The 19,331-nt window shown below is 37.6% G+C and carries 23 protein-coding genes and 1 riboswitch; of the genes, 3 read left to right on the top strand and 20 right to left on the bottom strand.

Annotated features, from left to right (window positions below):
* Positions 1-30: 30 nt before the first annotated feature.
* The 9 genes from BFM98_RS23760 to BFM98_RS01485 all read right to left on the bottom strand — a co-directional run bounded on the left by BFM98_RS23760 (position 31) and on the right by BFM98_RS01485 (position 5,606).
* Positions 31-174 carry a hypothetical protein gene (locus BFM98_RS23760; RefSeq protein ID WP_004231124.1) on the bottom strand — a complete coding sequence of 48 codons (144 nt, stop codon included), beginning with the start codon at positions 172-174 and terminating at the stop codon, positions 31-33.
* 1 nt (position 175) lies between these two features.
* The gene (locus tag BFM98_RS01450) at positions 176-1,087 is read right to left on the bottom strand and encodes a stage III sporulation protein AE (RefSeq protein ID WP_004231121.1); all 912 of its coding nucleotides are present in this window, start codon (positions 1,085-1,087) and stop codon (positions 176-178) included.
* Between the two features lie 12 nt (positions 1,088-1,099).
* A complete protein-coding gene (locus BFM98_RS01455) occupies positions 1,100-1,477 on the bottom strand; it encodes a hypothetical protein (RefSeq protein ID WP_016994741.1) in 378 nt (125 codons plus the stop codon).
* A gap of 5 nt (positions 1,478-1,482) precedes the next feature.
* Positions 1,483-1,692, bottom strand: coding sequence for a hypothetical protein (locus tag BFM98_RS01460; RefSeq protein WP_012295089.1), 210 nt, complete (start codon positions 1,690-1,692; stop codon positions 1,483-1,485).
* Positions 1,693-1,782: 90 nt separating this feature from the next.
* Entirely contained in the window at positions 1,783-2,790 is a 1,008-nt protein-coding gene (locus BFM98_RS01465) for an NAD(P)H-dependent flavin oxidoreductase (protein WP_066036341.1), read from the bottom strand.
* Between the two features lie 194 nt (positions 2,791-2,984).
* Positions 2,985-3,542 carry an elongation factor P gene (gene efp, locus BFM98_RS01470; RefSeq protein WP_004231115.1) on the bottom strand — a complete coding sequence of 186 codons (558 nt, stop codon included), beginning with the start codon at positions 3,540-3,542 and terminating at the stop codon, positions 2,985-2,987.
* A 17-nt stretch (positions 3,543-3,559) separates the two neighbouring features.
* On the bottom strand, positions 3,560-4,621 hold the full coding sequence (locus BFM98_RS01475) for a M24 family metallopeptidase (protein WP_081010950.1): 1,062 nt from the start codon (positions 4,619-4,621) through the stop codon (positions 3,560-3,562).
* Positions 4,622-4,623: 2 nt separating this feature from the next.
* A complete protein-coding gene (gene aroQ / locus BFM98_RS01480; RefSeq protein ID WP_004231111.1) occupies positions 4,624-5,058 on the bottom strand; it encodes a type II 3-dehydroquinate dehydratase in 435 nt (144 codons plus the stop codon).
* Positions 5,059-5,180: 122 nt separating this feature from the next.
* Positions 5,181-5,606, bottom strand: coding sequence for a hypothetical protein (locus BFM98_RS01485; RefSeq protein ID WP_048392286.1), 426 nt, complete (start codon positions 5,604-5,606; stop codon positions 5,181-5,183).
* Positions 5,607-5,718: 112 nt separating this feature from the next.
* On the opposite strand from BFM98_RS01485, the gene BFM98_RS01490 reads away from it, so the two are divergent.
* Positions 5,719-6,690, top strand: a complete 972-nt coding sequence (locus BFM98_RS01490) for a DUF1385 domain-containing protein (protein WP_048392285.1) — start codon at positions 5,719-5,721, stop codon at positions 6,688-6,690.
* 36 nt (positions 6,691-6,726) lie between these two features.
* On the opposite strand, the gene BFM98_RS01495 is transcribed toward BFM98_RS01490, so the two are convergent.
* The 11 genes from BFM98_RS01495 to BFM98_RS01535 form a co-directional block, all read right to left on the bottom strand.
* Positions 6,727-7,461, bottom strand: coding sequence for an ABC transporter permease (locus BFM98_RS01495; RefSeq protein ID WP_066036342.1), 735 nt, complete (start codon positions 7,459-7,461; stop codon positions 6,727-6,729).
* Positions 7,458-8,180: an ABC transporter ATP-binding protein gene (locus BFM98_RS01500; protein WP_066036343.1), complete on the bottom strand. Its 723-nt coding sequence runs from the start codon at positions 8,178-8,180 to the stop codon at positions 7,458-7,460. Before BFM98_RS01500 ends, BFM98_RS01495 begins: the two co-directional genes overlap by 4 nt.
* Positions 8,173-8,640, bottom strand: a complete 468-nt coding sequence (locus tag BFM98_RS01505; protein ID WP_048392282.1) for a DUF3021 domain-containing protein — start codon at positions 8,638-8,640, stop codon at positions 8,173-8,175. The genes BFM98_RS01500 and BFM98_RS01505 overlap by 8 nt, the downstream gene beginning before the upstream one ends.
* Before the next feature lie 10 nt (positions 8,641-8,650).
* The gene (locus tag BFM98_RS01510; RefSeq protein WP_254659972.1) at positions 8,651-9,133 is read right to left on the bottom strand and encodes a LytTR family DNA-binding domain-containing protein; all 483 of its coding nucleotides are present in this window, start codon (positions 9,131-9,133) and stop codon (positions 8,651-8,653) included.
* Positions 9,134-9,547: 414 nt separating this feature from the next.
* On the bottom strand, positions 9,548-10,474 hold the full coding sequence (locus BFM98_RS01515) for an alpha/beta hydrolase fold domain-containing protein (protein ID WP_048392280.1): 927 nt from the start codon (positions 10,472-10,474) through the stop codon (positions 9,548-9,550).
* 195 nt (positions 10,475-10,669) lie between these two features.
* Positions 10,670-10,957: a hypothetical protein gene (locus tag BFM98_RS23235; protein WP_254659973.1), complete on the bottom strand. Its 288-nt coding sequence runs from the start codon at positions 10,955-10,957 to the stop codon at positions 10,670-10,672.
* Positions 10,958-11,461: 504 nt separating this feature from the next.
* Positions 11,462-11,596 carry a hypothetical protein gene (locus BFM98_RS24365; protein WP_256389902.1) on the bottom strand — a complete coding sequence of 45 codons (135 nt, stop codon included), beginning with the start codon at positions 11,594-11,596 and terminating at the stop codon, positions 11,462-11,464.
* Between the two features lie 13 nt (positions 11,597-11,609).
* A complete protein-coding gene (locus tag BFM98_RS01520; protein WP_066036344.1) occupies positions 11,610-12,086 on the bottom strand; it encodes a hypothetical protein in 477 nt (158 codons plus the stop codon).
* A complete protein-coding gene (locus BFM98_RS01525; RefSeq protein ID WP_083225193.1) occupies positions 12,083-12,889 on the bottom strand; it encodes a Nif3-like dinuclear metal center hexameric protein in 807 nt (268 codons plus the stop codon). The genes BFM98_RS01520 and BFM98_RS01525 overlap by 4 nt, the downstream gene beginning before the upstream one ends.
* Before the next feature lie 122 nt (positions 12,890-13,011).
* Positions 13,012-15,582 (bottom strand): vitamin B12-dependent ribonucleotide reductase, encoded by a 2,571-nt coding sequence (locus BFM98_RS01530; RefSeq protein WP_066036346.1) that lies wholly within the window; start codon positions 15,580-15,582, stop codon positions 13,012-13,014.
* Positions 15,583-15,782: 200 nt separating this feature from the next.
* On the bottom strand, positions 15,783-16,613 hold the full coding sequence (locus BFM98_RS01535; protein WP_048392686.1) for a lipoate--protein ligase family protein: 831 nt from the start codon (positions 16,611-16,613) through the stop codon (positions 15,783-15,785).
* A gap of 212 nt (positions 16,614-16,825) precedes the next feature.
* On the opposite strand from BFM98_RS01535, the gene BFM98_RS01540 reads away from it, so the two are divergent.
* Together BFM98_RS01540 and BFM98_RS01545 are read left to right on the top strand one after the other, a co-directional pair.
* Complete coding sequence (locus tag BFM98_RS01540) at positions 16,826-17,212, top strand: rhodanese-like domain-containing protein (RefSeq protein ID WP_004231073.1); 387 nt, start codon at positions 16,826-16,828, stop codon at positions 17,210-17,212.
* Between the two features lie 524 nt (positions 17,213-17,736).
* A riboswitch (glycine riboswitch) is annotated at positions 17,737-17,813 on the top strand.
* Positions 17,814-17,965: 152 nt separating this feature from the next.
* Positions 17,966-19,303: an amino acid permease gene (locus BFM98_RS01545; protein ID WP_066036347.1), complete on the top strand. Its 1,338-nt coding sequence runs from the start codon at positions 17,966-17,968 to the stop codon at positions 19,301-19,303.
* Positions 19,304-19,331: the final 28 nt, after the last annotated feature.

A 19,331-nucleotide genomic window follows, 5' to 3' on the forward strand; every position in this document is an offset into this window, starting at 1 on the left:
TTTTTCAAGTGTATGTACGCTTGTTTCTTCCTATGAATTGATAAATGGAATCTTTAATAGCAATTGCAAAAATACTAACGTGATGACCAACTTTGTCAGTGAAATTATTTCCTTATCATCCGTTAGAAACACAAAAATCTGACAGACAAACAGCAATGCCAATAAAAGAATCAATCTATCTCCCCCCTGCCATGACTTGTACGAACACAATGAGGAAAAAACAAGAAAACATAAATGAAAAAGCAATTAAAAATGATACAGCACATAAAGTAAATAGTGATTTGCTAACTTGATCTAGTAGTCTACAAATATCATCAAAGGCAATCGGTTCTAAAATAGCAGCGAGCATTTTCAAAGAATAGGCACTAACTACAAGCTGCACAGTTGGGATAAAAGACACCGTAATGACGGCGATAAAGGCGCTAATACTTGTAAGAGAAGATGTAAATTGAGTCATATGCTGAAACATCGAAAAACTATCCACAATAAAAGAACCAACAACTGGAATATTTTCTTCAATTAATTTTTTGACGGGCTCTGCTACAGCCGCATTGACACTAAATGCTGCTACACCGCTTGCGGTCATCAGTAAGACATAGCAAATAACTGAGGCCGACACGATGCTCATAATTGTAAAGCGAATCAATTCAGCTATTCGAGTAAAGGATATTTCCTTTACGATCACACTGCATACATCAAAGACAATGGCCAAAAGCACGCCAGGAATAAGCCACTTACTACTGATAATGGTGAGGACTTGTACAAAAAACAGTAAAAAAGGCTGCCAGGAAGCAATCGCTGTAATACTACTGGATAATAAAAAGCTTGATGTAAGAATCGGATAAAATGCCGTAAATAGATGGGCTAGTCCTTGTGCAATTTCATCAATTAATGTAAAGGAGTTGACAACAACAGGACCGATTGTTGCTAAAACGATAAGAAAAAAAAGTATCCTTGTCCCTTTTTCAAACTCTGGTAATAGCATGTTCACAATCAAAATGATGATGACGTAGCTGCAAAGCATGAGCGTCATCTTGAGCAAGAGAAAGAATGGGTCGATTAAAAACGATAATATTTGCTCCTGCAATGGCTTCGCTCCTTAGTTTAGCCTTTTTAAAATGGCCGACACCTCCTGTAGAACAGCCAGAAATTCTTTAAACCAATACAGCAAAATCACAATTTTCACCGCAGCAAAAACGATGTTCCCGAGCACTTTATAATTATGTTCTGCCAAAAGCAATGCCACCCACTGCCCGACATAGAACATACTTGCACTGATTAAAATAGCCTTCGCATAAGGTAAAAACGCAAGTGTTTCTAATAATTGTTTGGCGAAAGGCAATAAAAGCGTCGAGAACAACATGCCAAAAAGCAAAAAAGAAAACATCACACTGATTAGCGCATGGAGTGGCTGTATAACTTCTTTTATCAGCAATAATAAAAGCAGCATGACAACAGCGACGATGACAATTTCCATTCACATTACCCGGATGAGGTAAGCCATTGGAAGAAGGTTAAAATCTCATTAAAGAATAGACGTAAAAATCGAAGTAATTCTGCTGTCATATATAAGTAAGCAATGAAAAAGAGGAAAAATGAAAACTCCTTCTTCCCTGTTTGATCAAAGAAAACATGAAGAAGCGCAACGACTAGTCCCACTCCAGCAACTCTTAATACGTCTTGTAATTCCATTCCTACGCCCCCTCGTGTACAGCAATATATGTCGCTCTTCAAAAAAAAAGACCTCTATACAGATGTATAGAGATCTTCTACGATAAAAAATTATAATAGTTTGCTCACAATGTTTTTCACCGTATCCGTTTGCTGTATGAGGTGACTATTTTCACCCATCCACATGGATAAATATTCCGCATTACCTTGCTCAGCACTTTCCTTACGAATGGTAGTCGTTAGATAATTTTGTAGTGGATAAGGTGCTACTGTCGCATCCTCCATACGTTTCGTGAATTCATTTGCTAAACCTCTTGCTGGTTTACCAGTAAATGCAAGCGTAATCGTCGTTTGTTGTTCTTTTGATGCCAATACAGCATTTTTATAGAGTGGCGAAATTTCGCATTCATCTGCCACTAGTAAAGCCGTCCCAATTTGAACTGCCTGTGCCCCACTTTCAAGTGCCTTTTGAATATCCTCTTTGGTTACAAGGCCTCCCGCAGCTATAATCGGAATCGCAACTTTTCCCACTACTTGTTGTAGTAAGTCATGCAATGGAATTAATTGCAGAGGGTCAGTAAAAGAGCCTCGATGACCGCCAGCCTCTCCCCCTTGTAATACAACCGCATCCATTCCTGCTTGCTCCACCAGTATGGCTTCCTCTAATGTGGTAGCAGTACCAATCGTATAGACGCCATGATCTTTTAATTGTTTAAGAACAGCTGGAGATGGCAGCCCAAATGTAAATGAACAAACTGCTACCTTTTCTTCAATCACAGCTTGAACCTGTCCTGCAAAAACTTCCTTTGATGTTACGCTCTGTACAGGGGATAATCCTAATTCATCATAAAAAGGTTGCAGTGCCATTCTGGCTTGTTGTAAAACCTCGACATCAATTTTGGGTTCTTCTTGCACAAATAAATTGACCGCAAAGGGCTTTGTCGTTAATTTCTTCACTTCTTGAATAAACTGCTTTGTTTGTTCACCATCTAAGTAACCTGCACCAATTGAACCTAATAGGCCTGCCTCAGCACAAGCCGCCACAAATTTAGGTGATGTCACGCCTGCCATTGGTGCTTGTATAATTGGATATCGCATATCAAATGTTGTTTGTAGCATACCTTTCACTCCTTACTCTGATTGTAAACAATTCTACCAGTAATGACCATCTATCTGATGATAGAAACTTGATAGTACCTCAATAAAAATTAAATAGTGCTTCTATCTATTATCACATTAAATGAACGATTTGACAGTATATGTATAAGAAAAAAATAAAAACCTACTCTTTAATGAAAAGAGTAGGCTGATCATTATGCACGTGAAACGTAAGAACCTTCATCCGTGTTAATGATTAAAACGTCACCTTGGTTAACGAAGAATGGTACTTGTACGATTAGACCTGTTTCAAGAGTAGCAGGTTTTGTACCGCCAGAAGCTGTATCACCTTTGATTCCTGGTTCTGTTTCTGTTACTTCTAATTGAACAGTGTTTGGTAATTCAACACCTAACATTTCACCTTGGTAAGATTGAATATGCACTTCCATGTTTTCTTTTAGGAATTTTAATTCATACTCAATAGCAGATGAAGCTAGTTCAGTTTGCTCATATGATTCCAAGTCCATAAATACATGCTCGTCACCTTGTGCATATAAATATTGCATTTTACGATTATCGATTTGTGCCTTTTCAACTTTTTCACCAGCGCGGAATGTTTTTTCATTCACTGAGCCGTTACGTAGGTTACGTAATTTAGAACGTACGAACGCAGCACCTTTACCTGGTTTTACGTGTTGGAAATCTAACACGCGGTATAATTGGCCATCAACAATAATTGTTAGACCTGTACGGAAATCGTTTACTGAGATCATTTGTGTTCCTCCAAAGTTTATAAAATAATGAGTTCTTTTGACGAATGTGTTAGTAGTTCATTACCCGTTTCTGTGATTAAAATATCATCCTCGATACGGACACCACCGATTCCAGGTAAGTAAACACCTGGTTCAATCGTCACGGCCATACCTGGCTCTAGCACTGTATCAGAACGCATCGATAAGCCAGGGCCTTCATGTACTTCAAGACCAATACCGTGTCCTAAAGAATGACCAAATGCTTCGCCATATCCTTTTTCTTTTAAGTAGTCACGTGCAATCGCGTCCGCTTGAATACCTGTTAATCCAGGACCCACTTTTTCAAGTGCTAACAGTTGAGAAGCAAGGACTGTATTGTACATATCTACCAATTTTTCAGATGGTTCTCCCACAGCCACAGTACGTGTGATATCCGAAATATAGCCATTATAAAGCGCACCAAAGTCTAATGTAACAAAGTCGCCTTTTTCAATCACTTTATTCGTTGCAACGCCGTGTGGTAATGCTGAACGAAGACCAGACGCAACAATCGTGTCAAACGAAGACTGAGTTGCTCCTTGTTTACGCATGAAAAATTCTAATTCATTCGAAACTTCAAGCTCGGTTTTACCAGGCTTGATGAAGCCTAAAATATGTGTAAATGCGTGATCTGCAATTTCACACGCAGCCTTAATAATATTAATCTCTTGTTCCGTCTTAATCAAGCGAATTTTTTCAATTAGCCCAGAAATCGGCACTAAATCTGCTTGAATCTTCGATTTATACAGTTCATAAGTGCCATAGCTTACAGTATCTTTCTCAAAGCCCAATAATTTGATACCCATATTATTTACTTGAGTAGCAATTTCTTCAATAATTGTGGCTTCATGCTTGACAATACGGAAGTCCTGAATTTGTGCAGCAGCCTGCTCTGTATAACGGAAATCTGTAATAAATACAGCATCATTTTGAGACACAATTGCTACGCCTGCTGTCCCTGTAAAACCTGTCATATAGCGACGGTTGTACCCATTCGTAATTAAAATACCATCGATGCTTTGTTCTTGAAGTGCTTTACGTAGCTTTTGTAATTTCAACATAATCAATTCTCCCTCTCGATAAATGTACGTAGTGCCAGTTCATAGCCTTTCGTACCTAGTCCACAAATTTGACCAAGGCAGGCCGGAGCAAGATAGGAATGATGTCGGAAAGCCTCACGTTTGTGGATATTGGAAATATGTACTTCGATAACTGGCACAGAAATACCTGCTATCGCATCATGCAATGCGATGCTTGTATGGGTATATGCACCAGGATTAAAGATAATACCATCATATTTTTCGTCCTCTGCTTCATGCACCCAATCTACTAGTACCCCTTCATGATTGGATTGACGAAATTCAACTGTAGCACCTAAAGAAGCCGCAAGATTTTGAACATTTTCTCGAACATCATCCAATGTTTCATGTCCATAAATATGTGGCTCTCGTTTACCAAGTCGATTTAAGTTCGGTCCATTCAAACATAATAACTTCACGCTTCTATTCGCCTCTTTCTATGTACTTGCCATTTATTTTATCATACACCGTGCATTCAGCAACTAATTTCAACTAGTGGTGCCATAAATATCCCCTAAAACGAAGGGGATATTTTGTACCTTCAACTTTGTTTTTGTGCTGTATGTTCCTTCTGATGGAAATTGGCGGTTTCAAGCAAGAAACGTAATAAACAAATAACGGTCACCATAAAGGGAATCGACAGTTTTTTAAAAGACGTAAGCTGTAATGGTAAATCTAAAGCAATCCATTCCAATGAGATGGTCACCAAAAGACCTAATAAAAGGGAAGAAAAAACAGCTGGGATGATATATACATAGCGCATAGTCATGTATAAAAATAAGCCGATAATAAATAGTAGAAAAATAAAAAAGGTCCATTGAAATAATTTGGAGCTTTCTTCAAACCAATTCCATTTTTTATAAAACCCTATCGGATGCCATTTAATGAGATGGAAATAATGTAAACCTTTTAAGCACAGCGCTAAAACAAGCGCATTGACAAGTGCTGTAATTGTCGCTACTTTCACCCTATACCTCTCCTTTATGCACACTAATTATTTCCTAAAATGTACGATTAGTGTAGCCATATAGAAAATTTACTATGCGTAACGGTAGAGGTTTTTCACTAAATTTAGTACAATGGTACAGTTGAAATATATAAAGAGAGTGGTGTTAGCCTTGAGCAATTCACCTGTATACGGGGGACAAGCACAATTAGAGGGTGTGATGTTCGGAGGAAAGGAACATACTGTTACAGCCATTCGTCGTAACGATGATTCCATTGATTATTATCATTTCAAAAAAGTACAAAAACCTTTGTTACAAAAGCTTAAAAAAATCCCATTTGTACGAGGCGTTGTCGCGCTAATTGAATCCGCTGGCTTAGGTTCTCGTCACATGCAATTTGCTGGGGATCGCTATGATGTGACACCTGGTGAAGAGGAAGATCATAAAGAAGAAGGCTCTAAACTTCAAATGATACTGGGCGTTGCTGTAGTAGGTATTCTTTCCTTTCTATTTGGAAAATTTGCCTTTACATTAATTCCTGTTTTTATAGCTGATTTTTTCTCAAAATGGATTGAAGGAAAAACGGGACAAATTTTACTGGAAAGCGGTATTAAATTATTGTTACTGCTAGCCTATTTATATTTTATCTCGTTAACACCCCTCATTAAACGAGTATTTCAGTACCATGGTGCAGAGCACAAGGTGATAAATTGCTATGAAGCTGGATTAGACATTACCGTAAAAAATGTTCAAGCTCAATCACGCCTACACTATCGTTGCGGCAGTAGCTTCATATTATTCACAGTGTTCGTTGGGATGTTTTTATATTTCTTTGTGCCTACAGATCCACTGTGGCTTCGTATTTTAGATCGTATTCTATTAATTCCTGTTGTTCTGGGGATCTCATTTGAAGTCTTACAAGCGACAAATGCCTGCCGTAATATTCCAGTGTTACGCTTCCTTGGCTACCCTGGCTTATGGCTCCAATTACTAACAACTCGTGAACCGAAGGACGATCAAGTAGAAGTAGCGATTGCTTCCTTTAATATGCTACGCCAAGTAGAGCAGCAACCTGAAATCGCTGCGACATTAAATCATGATTAATAAAAAAGGCAGCCCAACGTCGGAGCTGCCTTTTTTTCATTTTGTACTGCCTTGCATTTTCTGCTTAAACATAAAGATAGCGAGAATTGTCATAATTATTGTATAACCAATGACAACAATAAGTGAATAAAACACATTCGCATACTCTGCATGTAAGATAGCCCTAGCTGCATTGACTGCGTGCATGAAAGGTAAAAGTTGCGCAATCTTTTGAAATGTTCCACCAATCATATCTAATTCGAACCATGTTCCACTTAACCAAGTTGTCACATTAACAAAGATGGCAAATATCCCTCCTACCTGCTTATCTGTAAATAATGTCCCAAATAATAATCCACAACTAATATAGAGTGGTGAAATTATTAGAAGTGCAAGAATCATAAAGTGGATAGACTTATTAAATGGCAACCCTAAAAACATGGCGGTAGCTAAACAAACAAAAATTTGTAGCAGAGCTATTGGTAGTAAAGGTATCATATACCCTAAAATGTAATCAGCGGCAGACAAAGGAGAAACAAAAATCCTCATTAAAAAGGATGAACTTTTATCTTTTCCTAGTAACATTCCTGAAAACAGTGTGAGAAAAGAAAAACTAAATACAATGACGCCCGGTGTTAGGTTATTCATTTCATATAAAGCAAATGGCATATTTTTTTGCATAACAGAAAATAAGCCCAATAAAAGAATTGGTAAGCCTATACCAAATAATAAAGTGATTGGATCACGGACAATCTCTTTATGATTCCTTGTTGCAAACGCAGCTACCCTCACAATAACGCCTCCTCTGTTTTTTCCAAGAATACCTCTTCTAAAGAATGCTTGCCTGTTTCACTGATCAATTGTTGGATCGTGCCTAGTGCACATATTTGCCCATGATGCATAATTCCTACACGATCAGCTAAAGCCTCTATCTCTTCTAAATAATGGGAGGTCAAAATAATCGTGACATGTCCTTTTAAGTGCTTCAATATGTTCCATACATCATTCCTTGCCCGTATGTCCATCCCTAAAGTCGGTTCATCGAGGAACAATACCTTTGGGTTTGACATTAAAGCCATTGCTACACTTAAACGACGCTGGTAGCCGCCAGATAGTGTCTTAGCCTTGTCATGCTGATGTGGTGTCAGTCCGAATAAGGCCATTTTGTCATATACTTGTTGTTGTGCTTTTTCTTTTTCGTAGCCATAAATCTGACTGAATAATAATAGATTTTCATATACCGTTAAATTAGGCGCAACGGCCGTTTCTTGAGGAGAAATATTAATAACTTGTTTTACAGCCTGTGTATTTTGCACAATGCTTTTTCCATCTATTGTGGCATCCCCCTCTGTAGGTGAAAGGAGCCCGCACAACATTTTGATTGTGGTTGTTTTGCCAGCACCATTTTGTCCTAAAAGAGCGAAAAGTTCACCTTGATGGATTTGTAAATTTAATTGATTAACGACTACACGCTCTTTATAAAGCTTTGTTAAATCTCTTATGTTAATCATCCTGCTCTTCACCTCGATTGGTAAGAATCGCATTAATTTTTTCTATGTCACGTTGTGAAAATCTATATTGTAAAACCCATGTCACAATATAAGTTCCGAGAAAGCTGGCTACGAGAGAAAAAATATTAGCCATCGTTTTTGGCATCCATAGTAGCGTTACAATCGGTATCCAAATCATTGCCGTTATGAAAAAGTGGACGAAATATTGCTTCAACATTCCCCAGCTAGCCATTTCAAAAATAAGTGCAGCAAGAGCAAAGGTAATGCCAATAACACCCGTTAATAGAATTTGAGTAATTATTGCACTTATCTCATCTGTAAAGTAAGCTCGAAATTCTGGCACCACCCAAACATATTTTCCTTGCCCTATGCCCATTGATACAAAGAATTGCACAATTTGTCCCATTACTATACCGATTAAAAATCCACCAATAATACGTGTTAAAATGTCTTTTCGCATATTTATCACCTCAGATTCCTAATTGCTTCTTAATTTTGCTTACATAACGCCTTGAAGCGTATGTTTTTGTGCCATTCTTCAATTCAACTCCGATTGTACCTGTTCTACTAATGTCCATATGCTTGATCATGTAGCGATTGACTATTTCAGCATTTGAAATACGGAGAAACATTTGAGGATTGAGCTTTTCCTCCAGCTCATAAAGACGCAAACGTACCGTATAAACACCGTGAATGCTCTGGACACAAACCTTTTTTTGCTCTGTATAAATACGCACGATCTCCTTACTATCGATCAATTCAACACCTTTATGGGAGAAAGCTAATAAAGTGCTTTCTGCTGTCGTAGTAATAATTTGCATAAGATGCTCAATGTCATCAGTCATTTTATCTGTGAGAATGATTACTTTGGGTTCTTTATATGTAGGGTCAATCGATATTTCCACCTTCATATGATCACTGTCCTTTCTACGCCTCACTATAAATTTTTCCATACATGTTGTAAATGGATTATCGACAACTGGTCGTTATCAAGGAATAAGTGGTAATCTATAAGATTCTGGCGAACAATAAAAACACCCTTTAAATAGGCCTATCCAAAGGGGTTAAACGTACAATTTAGCTTACTTAGAATCTTTTTTTACTTACTAGTAGGGCTGTAAAATCACCCACCATATTCGGGAGCTTTTAAAATATTGGGGGTAAGCTCTAATGATTGATTAAATTTTCCCAAATCAATTGCAGTGATTGATTGTTTTGAAACACCAACTAATTTTGACAAATCCTTCTGCGATTTCTGCAATTCACAAATTTTATTTTTCAAACATCTACAGATAAATAAACCTTGCTAAAAATGTACATAGAAAAAAAACGTATTTTGAATGGCTCAAAACACGTTTTTCTGTGAATTATTTACTTAGGATATTGATAATCTTCTGTTGCGCATCCACTGCCTCAGGGATTGGCATCACAACAAACACATGATTCATCTTAGGATAAACAAAGGTATTGATTGCAACGCCTTGTTCTGTTAGCTTTTCATCAAACTGTATTGCATCTGGATATAAGCTTTCGTGGGACCCAATAAAATGAGTTATCTTGCCAACTCCTTGAAAATCGCCATAAATTGGACTAATTATTGGATCCTTTAGAGCTTTATCAGCTGCCCATATTTTTGTTATGACTTCCATTCCTTCACTAGCTAACATGGGATCGTTTTCTTCATATTCCTGAATAAGTGGATTTTCTAAACTCATATCAACACATGCCGACAATAACATAATATCTTGTGGTTGAGGCAGACCGTCTCGCTTCAACAGTTGAATTAGACCAAGTGCTATATTTCCACCTGCTGAATCTCCTATAATGGTTAATTGATTGGAGCTTTCAATAGATACTAGAATCTCTTTATATAAGCTGAGCATCTTTGGGTACGTATCTTGATAGCTAAAATGAGGGACTTTTGGATAGATAGGCGCAATAACTTTTGCATTTAAGGCTTGTGCCATTTTATCCATGAACAACCAGTGTAAATTTAAAGGTTGATTCGTCCAAGCTCCACCATGAATATAAAGAATCACCATTTGTGATGAAGACTTTTGGTCATTTAAAATAAAAACCTGCATATCCTCGAATGTTTGCTCCTTCAAAGCGCTTAAAAGATTGACATCCTCCCCAATCACATAGGGGTGAATATTTTCTGTTCCTCTTTGCTTAATAAATTGTTGAGCATTTTCAATACTAGAAAAGCTCTTTTTATTACTTTGTGAAAACAATAATTTTTCAAATTGCACACTCTCTACAGATCGTTCTCCATTAAAAATTTCTATACTCATGTTTTTCTCTCCTTTTATTGTTCATTCTGTTTCCAAACATGTAATGATTAATAAAGTGATGTGCCAAACCACTAAAACTGAGTATCGACGATGGTAAAATGCATCTTTTTAGCGAACTTTATTTTAATTCCACATTTTGAACAATACTCCTTCCAAAATCTATCATCAAATAAAAAGACCTTCCTGTTGTAATCCCTAAATGTAAAGAGCATTGATTGTGCTGTATATAAAAAGCTGCCATTTTGAAACAAAATGACAGCTTTCATGTTGTTGAAAAAAGATGATGTCAACAACAGAAAAAGTAACTTTGCAAGGTGAGAGGTTGATTTCCGTTCCGCCAGCGTCCTTTCCAGGGGGCGTCCGATGAGCCGCTTCACTCACTTCCGTTCGCTGCAGGGTCTCATCTGTGACGCTAAATCCCCTAGGTGTGACGCTGGCTCCACTCCAATCAACTATTCTGCAAAATGTCTTTACTTTTTTCATAGTAGTAGAGCGATCAAATCGCCCATTATCTATATTCTTAGAGGGTTATTTTCAATGTGGAGATGTGATGCTTGACAACACCACTTCATAAAGAGTAGTGAACACCTTCAATTTACTAAAAAACTTTCGCTAAAAAGGTAACACTTTGGTGGGTTGGAGTGGAAGGCTACTTGACTCCCGTGGGATAGAGAGACAGGCGAGCCACTAAACGGAGCGGTAGCGGAGGAAGCGGCTTGGCGATCGCCCACAGGAAAGCAAGTAGCTTGCAACGGAAATCCATTTCTACCTTTCAATTGACTGTTTTATTTTTCAACACTAAGAAAGCTGCCATTTTGAAACAAAATGACAGCTTTCGATTTGGTATCTATTTCCTCCAATCTACCGCTATATTAATGGAGGTGGATTTGATAATAGCGAGTAACTATACCTATCCCATTTTCTAGCCTCTTCCACTCTATGAATGAGGCTAATCAATTTTGTCTTGCTAAATGTAGATAGTTAAGATTAATCATCCTGAAATAATTCATCTACTTCTTTTGATAAAATTTCTACCTCATCTTCTGAATTTGGAAATAGGGCTTGATTTGCCTTTTCATCTATTGCTTTATGTTTTTGCTTGTCTATTATGTGGAGCTCCATCATACAGAGGTAGCTATACAAAAGCGACACGTATGTATTCCTCGTTCTTTAAACTTTCAAGGTGATGCAATTCAAGGTCATCCATCGTAATACGACGGATTTTTAGTTTTTTATCATAATCCCCTGCCCAGAACCTAATTAATTCAGCACCTTGCTCTGGTTGTATATGTTCCTTCAAATAACTTAAAAAATCTTCTAAAAATTGAGGACCCCAATTTCCCTCGATGCCGTATACAAAGGATTTTTCATTATAAAGCCCTAAGTCATAAGGTGGATTATTCCATTCAAATATATTCAAATTTTCAAAAGCTGATTCATCTGCTGCATGTAAAACTCGTGCATCATCATCCATCAGATGCCACGGCTGTGTTGGTGTACTCTCTGTAATTGGATATAATTTTTTTAATTCTCTTACTGTTATTTCAGCAATTCCTGTACAATCAACTGTTTGTAAAGAACTGTTCGCCACTAGGACAGAATATAACGTCATATGCTTGTCTCCTTAAGCTTTATTCTAATATTCGCTTCATAATGTTCTTCATTTAGTCTCACTACTTCAAGTTCTTTTTTATTGTCATTCAATTTTAATGCTAAACTTTGAATGCCAAAGAATTCTGTGAAGGTATGGCTTCCAATGATAAGATTTATTCCTTTAAACTGAGCATATTGAATTGTATATAAATTACATTCTCCTGTAATGTATACATCACATTTATTTTCAACCGCTTCCTTCAGGCAAGCTGTTGTGCCTCCATTTCCACAGACTAAGCCTACTCGATTCACCATTTTGTCATTGAACTGCCAAAATCTAACGGGTTCGTCAAGTAAAAATTCAAGTTTTGTTACGAAATCTTTAAATTCAATTTCTTTCTCATATTGAGCGATTCTACCGAAGAACAGTCCTTCCCATTCATGGGTTCTTTTAATAATCTCTAAATTCAATTTTTTTAATAAGCTATCATTTGTGCCAAAGTTACAGTCAGCAAGTGGTAAGTGATTATAGTAATGGCTTATACCATACGCTGCTAGTTTTTCAGTGCATGCCTCTTTTAATCCATAGATTTCATCCCATGCATCATGGTGTGTTATCATCATGTCCACTCCATGAATTCTTGCTTCCTCTATCGTTTCAAGCGTTAGGTTAACACAGTATCCTATTTTCTTCACTTCTTTATCTGCATGGTATGTAACCCCAGATTCACTAGCATAGATTTCCTTATTCGTTACATTAAACAGTTCATTAATTCTTTCAACTATTTGTGAAACATCCTTACTTCCATCCTCCCTCAACATCTATTCTCGATTTAACACTTCGTACCCAAATTACTAGGAATTTATTTCCATTTATACAAAAATACCCCTTTAGATTATCTTATCTAAAGGGGTAAAAAGTTACAACTGTTATTAAATTTAATTTATAGACCGCATTTCAACTGTGCGCCACAGTTTGTACATGTATTACAGCCGCCCATTTCTTCGACTGTGCCTTTACGGCATACTGGGCATGTATTCCCAACGTCTGAGCCAATAACAGTTGTTGACTCTAACGCTTGAATCGTATCTACTAATACGACTGGACGTTTTGTATGTTCTTCAACCAATTCCTCTTCAAATGAAAGTTGATCCATATCATTTTCTTCTGCTTTTAGTGTAAGTACTTGTGAATCACGGCTACCGTCAACATAGACCGTACCACCTTTAGCGCCACCTTTATATAGTCGCTCGTACACTTTTTCAACTTGCTGTACTGTATAGCCTTTTGGTGCGTTTACAGTTTTAGAAATAGATGAATCGATCCATTTTTGAATAATACATTGCACATCCGCATGCGCTTCTGGTTTTAGCTCCATTGCTGTAACGAACCATTCTGGAAGCTCTTGCTCATTTACTTCTGGATGATGGTTCAGATATTCTTGGACAATTTCAGCTTTTACTTCAATGAATTTACCTAGACGACCAGAACGATAGTACGTGAAGGAGAAGTATGGCTCAAGACCTGTTGCTACCCCTACCATTGTTCCTGTTGACCCTGTTGGTGCAACCGTTAATAAATGTGAGTTACGGATTCCAGTCGCTAAGATTTGCTCTTTGATATGAGCAGGCATTTTTCGCATAAAGCCTGTCTCTGTAAAGGCTTTACGTAAACGAGCTGTTTCTTCGTCTGTAGCACCTACTAAGAATGGGAAGCTACCACGCTCTTTCGCAAGCTCTGTAGACGCCTCATACGCAGTTTCAGCGATTGTTTTAAAGATTTCATCGACTAACGCATTACCTGCTTCTGAACCGTATTCTTTTTCACAGTAAATCAGCAAATCGGCTAAGCCCATAACGCCTAATCCAACACGACGTTCACCAAGAGCTTGTACACGGTTTTCTTCTAAGAAGTAAGGTGTCGCATCAATCACATTATCCTGCATACGAACACCAACACGAACTGTTTCACGTAGTGCTTCGTAATCAACTGATTGATTTTCTTTATTCGCAAACTGTGCTAAATTCACAGCAGCTAAGTTACACACAGAGTATGGTGCAAGTGGTTGCTCGCCACATGGGTTCGTCGCTACAACACTTTGACCGTATGCCTTTGCATTTGTCATGTCATTGGCGTTGTCAATGAAGAAAATACCTGGCTCTGCCGAGTATGTTGCACATACATTAATTAAATTCCATAACTCTTTTGCTTTAATTGTACGGTATGTGCGGACTTTATAGCCCATTTTCTCCCATTCACGAACATCACCAACTTCATGCCATTTCGTGTTGTAAACGCTCATTTCTTCCTTTGTATATTCTTCAACAGCTGGGAAACGAAGCTCGAAGTCAGCATCTTTTTCAACTGCTTCCATAAATTCTTTTGTTAATGTCACAGAAATGTTGGCACCTGTTAAAAACTCTGGGTTATGAACAGTGTACGTGCCACCATCACGTAATTTATTTTCAGCCTCACGAATGATAGCTGTATCAAATCCACCTAAGCCTTCAATGTTTTTATAATTCACGATGCCTTGATACATCGCTTCTTCTTGCATAGAAAGTGGCTTGAAGTTTAATTTTTCTTTGGCTAGACGGATGATTGTTTCATCCGTTGTATTTTCGATCAGGTAACGCAGAATACGTGGATTTTGCATTTTGGAAATAATAAACTCCACAATATCTGGATGCCAATCTGCTAGCATAATCATTTGTGCGCCACGACGTGATCCACCTTGCTCCACAAGATGTGTCAATTTAGCAATGTCATCTAACCAGGAAACAGAACCAGATGATTTACCGTTTACACCACGAGCTAATGTGTTGCGTGGACGTAATGTTGAACCATTTGTTCCTACACCGCCACCACGGCTCATAATCTCCATTACTTGCTTACGATGATCACTGATACCTTCACGAGAGTCAGCGACAAATGGCATCACGTAACAGTTAAAGAAAGTTACATCTGTTTCAGAACCAGCTCCATAAATCACTCGTCCAGCTGGAATGAATTTCAAGGATACTAATTGCTCATAAAATTTTTCAAACCATTCTTGACGTTTTTCTGGTGTTTTTTCAACAGCGGCAAGGCCCGTTGCATTTCGTTTTGCAATTTGTTCATAAAATATCTCAAGAGGCTTTTCTAACACGTCAATTGAACGCGTAATCACACCCGTTTCTTGCTCTTGCGGATCGTCTAATGCGCTACGATAATCCTCTTCAATCAAAATCTCTGCTGTTTTTGTAGACATGTCCAATTTTTGAATTGTCCCTAAACCACGTGCAGGAAATTTCGGATCAGCTTTTACCGTTAATACAACAAAGTCGCCGGCTTTCAATGTTTTCTTTTCTGTGTCTTTAAACGAATAGCGATCGATCATGACAAGTCTTGATACACCTTTGTGTGTAATATGCATATCAGATGTTACGGGGTGTACCTGCGGGAATTGTTCAATATCTTTGTTTAACTGTTCAAATTGATTGTTTACTTCGGGTTGATGATTTGTGAGTACCATCGTTTAGCCTCCCTTGTTTTCTTCATTACAAAATAAATACACAATATCTTGTGTCGTTAAACACTACATATTGTGTATATGTCTTTAAAAAAGATACTATATATAGTTTTTTAATTCAACTCTTGCTTTTTTTAATAGATTCAGAACTACTTGTTATGACTAGGATTGAACGTTAAAAAATATTTTTTTCATACCATTTTTTACTTTTTAAAGTTCCACTCATCTGAAGCATATTTTTTTTCTTCTAAAGCTTGGACATATTCTAATTGCTCCTCAGAAAGTGTAAATGGTTTTAATTCAATTTGCAACGATTTTGCAAAGCCATCTCTAAAAGCTGTCACACATTGTTCAACTGTCACTGGCTCTTTTACAAGACTGTTGATGGCAACAGCCTTTTCTGGTAGCTTTCTACGCATACGATTCTTCGCTTCTTCACTGGAGAAATTAAATACGGATAATAATTTCTCTTGATCCAAATCTAATAAAATGGCGCCATGCTGTAAAATGACACCCTTTTGACGTGTTTGAGCACTTCCAGCTATTTTTTTCCCTTCTACGACAAGTTCATACCAACTTGGTGCATCAAAGCAAACAGCACTTTTTGGACTCTTCAGGTCCGCTCTTTTCTCCTCTGTATCAGGTACACTAAAATAGGCATCCATACCTAGGTTATGGAAACCTTGCAAAATTCCCTCACTTAACACACGATATGCCTCTGTCACAGATTCTGGCATATTCGGATAGCTTTCCGTCACAATGACACTATAAGTTAGCTCATGTTCATGTAGGACAGCTCGTCCACCAGTTGGTCGACGTACAAAACCTAAGCCTTGTTCACGCACAGCATCTAAATTAATATCTCTCTTAGCTTGTTGAAAATAACCAATGGATAATGTCGCAGGCTCCCACTCGTAGAAACGAATTACTGGTGGAATTAACCCCTCACTATGCCAATCAAGTAAGGCTTCATCTAGTGCCATATTAAAAGAAGGACTACATTTCCCTGAATTTAAAAAATACCAAGTTGTCATATGCTCATCTCCTACAAATATAAAATGATCCATCAGGCCCCACCTGTGGGTCAACTTTAACGAATATTATACTACAGTTCAAATTGCGAACGATTGCTTGTGTAACGAAAAAAGCGAATTCGCTACAACCTAGTTAATTTTATCAAACTCATTGGACTATCGCTAGCGCATCTTTTATAATAATAGAGAAGATAGAAAGGGGTAAGAAAATCTTGGACATACTTATCACAATCGGTGTCGTTTTAGTAGTCACAATTGCATATATCGGAATTAATGCACTACGACTCAAAAAAGCCGTAACCAACCTAACACAAGAGCAATTCATAGAAGGCTATCGTAAAGCCCAGCTGATCGATGTTCGTGAGCAAAAAGAATTTGATGCTGGTCACATTCTTGGTGCACGAAATGTGCCTTCGACAACACTACGTCAACGTTATAAAGAAATCCGCCCAGATTTACCAGTATATCTATACTGTCAAAATACAGGCCGTAGCTCACGTGCTGCACTATTTCTTAAAAAACGTGGGTACAACCAAATTTACCAACTTCAAGGTGGTTTCAAAACTTGGACAGGTAAAATAAAAGCAAAAAAATATTAATGCTCTCATCAAAAAAAGTCGTCTCAAAGTACTATGAGACGGCTTCTTTTTTAAAAAATTCAGAGTTTCTACTATATTATATCTATTTCAAATGATGCTGTACGAGCTTCATGTCATTAAAATAAAAAAGTAAAGCAACAAAACGCATTATAGTCCCCTTTTTTGATACAAAATCTACTTTGAACGAGTTCGCTACTTGAGTCGGGTCCTCATAAAAATGAGCGCTTTGATGTCTTTTTGGAGCGGTTTTCACTTATGTTTGAGCACTTCGAAAGCTACGTTGAGCAATCTTCCAATAAACCACCTCATATTTAAAAACTCCTTCACGAAACACTTTGTATGACCAAAAATACTATTTTTCGTTAGAGATATGCCAGTTACGAACCCTATTCTTCTATTTTTCTGAAAATAGTTAAAATTTATTGTTGAATAATTTTAGAAGCACTGTTAGGATGTATAATATCTTACAATAATAATTGATTATCAAGTTAATAAGCTATGAATGCTATGGATCAAACTATAGCAGGAGCAGTTCTGGAGAGAGCGCACATTGCGTCGCCGAAGGGTTCACTATCTCAGGCAAAAGGACAGAGGAGTAATACAGCTTTTATAAGCGATGCTACACTATTTCATGTAGACATCTGCGAATAAATGGTATTTGTTATTCTGACGTTTTTCCGAGACTAGTGTCACAACTAGTCTCTTTTTATTTTTCCAGTCATAGTTTTTTATGCATCTTTGAGGGGGATTAACGTGGAACAGCAACAATTAAAACGAGATTTAAAAAATCGCCATGTACAGCTTATTGCCATTGGTGGAACAATTGGGACTGGTTTATTTTTAGGCTCTGGAAAAGCTATTGCCTTAGCAGGGCCTTCGATCATCCTAGCCTACTTAATTGTAGGGACAGCGCTATTTTTTGTGATGCGTGCCTTAGGTGAATTGTTACTATCCAATGCAGGCTACACTTCATTTACGGATTTCGCATCCGAATACATAGGGCCTTGGGCAGGTTATATCACAGGTTGGACATACTGGTTCTGTTGGATTATGACGGCGATGGCAGACATTATTGCGGTGGGGGTTTATACACAATATTGGTTTGATATCCCACAATGGGTGCCAGCCATTGGTTGCCTCGTATTGTTATTACTACTAAATCTATTAACTGTTAAGCTTTTTGGTGAGCTAGAATTTTGGTTCGCTATTATTAAAGTTATTACAATTGTAGCACTTATTATTATTGGTCTTATTATGCTAGTAACTGGCTTCCAAACTAGCTCAGGAGCAGTATCAGTTGAAAATCTATGGGCACATGGAGGCATGTTCCCAAATGGTATATACGGCTTTTTAATGGCCTTCCAAATGGTTGTCTTTGCATTTGTTGGTGTGGAATTAGTAGGGGTTTCAGCAGCTGAAACAGCAGATCCTCAAAAAAATATTCCTTCTGCCATTAATAAAATTCCATTTCGCATTTTACTTTTCTATGTAGGGGCATTATTTGTTATTTTATGTATTAACCCATGGTATGAGATGTCTGCTTCAAGCAGCCCCTTTGTCCAAGTGTTTACATTAGCAGGTATACCGATTGCTGCTGGTATTATAAATTTTGTTGTGCTTACTTCAGCGGCTTCAGCAGGTAACAGTGGGTTATTCTCCACAAGTCGGATGCTCTATAATCTTGGTAACAATAAACAGGCATCTCCAGCATTCGCCAAACTCAACAAAAACAGTGTACCAAGTAATGCACTCGTTATTTCTACTATTGTTGTATCAGCTGGTGCTCTGTTAAGTAAGTTGATGCCAGAGAACGCCTTTAGTGTTGTGACGACGATTAGTGCAATTTGTTTTATATGGGTGTGGAGCATTATCATCATTTCGCACATTATCTACAAACGAAAAAAACGTGCTTTACATGAAGCTTCAATCTTCAAAGCACCACTGACACCTTTTATCAACTACGTCGTGCTTGCGTTTTTCGCCTTTTTATTAATGGTGATGTTTATTTCTGAGGCTACGCGTACGGCACTGCTGTTAACACCAATTTGGTTTATCGTTTTATTTATTATTTATAAAATGAAAAAAAGATGACTTCAGACTAAGCGCTGAAATCATCTTC

This window comes from Lysinibacillus sp. AR18-8, assembly GCF_001705465.1.
Lineage (GTDB): Bacteria > Bacillota > Bacilli > Bacillales_A > Planococcaceae > Lysinibacillus > Lysinibacillus capsici.

Coding starts and splice junctions, on each gene's coding strand:
- BFM98_RS01455 (WP_016994741.1), bottom strand. CDS start 1,477: ATGGAAATTGTCATCGTCGCTGTTGTCATGCTGCTTTTATTATTGCTG.
- BFM98_RS01460 (WP_012295089.1), bottom strand. CDS start 1,692: ATGGAATTACAAGACGTATTAAGAGTTGCTGGAGTGGGACTAGTCGTT.
- BFM98_RS01465 (WP_066036341.1), bottom strand. CDS start 2,790: ATGCTACAAACAACATTTGATATGCGATATCCAATTATACAAGCACCA.
- efp (WP_004231115.1), bottom strand. CDS start 3,542: ATGATCTCAGTAAACGATTTCCGTACAGGTCTAACAATTATTGTTGAT.
- BFM98_RS01475 (WP_081010950.1), bottom strand. CDS start 4,621: ATGTTGAAATTACAAAAGCTACGTAAAGCACTTCAAGAACAAAGCATC.
- BFM98_RS01490 (WP_048392285.1), top strand. CDS start 5,719: ATGGTACAGTTGAAATATATAAAGAGAGTGGTGTTAGCCTTGAGCAAT.
- BFM98_RS01500 (WP_066036343.1), bottom strand. CDS start 8,180: ATGATTAACATAAGAGATTTAACAAAGCTTTATAAAGAGCGTGTAGTC.
- BFM98_RS01505 (WP_048392282.1), bottom strand. CDS start 8,640: ATGCGAAAAGACATTTTAACACGTATTATTGGTGGATTTTTAATCGGT.
- BFM98_RS01510 (WP_254659972.1), bottom strand. CDS start 9,133: ATGGAAAAATTTATAGTGAGGCGTAGAAAGGACAGTGATCATATGAAG.
- BFM98_RS01515 (WP_048392280.1), bottom strand. CDS start 10,474: ATGAGTATAGAAATTTTTAATGGAGAACGATCTGTAGAGAGTGTGCAA.
- BFM98_RS23235 (WP_254659973.1), bottom strand. CDS start 10,957: ATGAAAAAAGTAAAGACATTTTGCAGAATAGTTGATTGGAGTGGAGCC.
- BFM98_RS24365 (WP_256389902.1), bottom strand. CDS start 11,596: ATGGAGCTCCACATAATAGACAAGCAAAAACATAAAGCAATAGATGAA.
- BFM98_RS01520 (WP_066036344.1), bottom strand. CDS start 12,086: ATGACGTTATATTCTGTCCTAGTGGCGAACAGTTCTTTACAAACAGTT.
- BFM98_RS01525 (WP_083225193.1), bottom strand. CDS start 12,889: ATGTTGAGGGAGGATGGAAGTAAGGATGTTTCACAAATAGTTGAAAGA.
- BFM98_RS01530 (WP_066036346.1), bottom strand. CDS start 15,582: ATGGTACTCACAAATCATCAACCCGAAGTAAACAATCAATTTGAACAG.
- BFM98_RS01535 (WP_048392686.1), bottom strand. CDS start 16,613: ATGACAACTTGGTATTTTTTAAATTCAGGGAAATGTAGTCCTTCTTTT.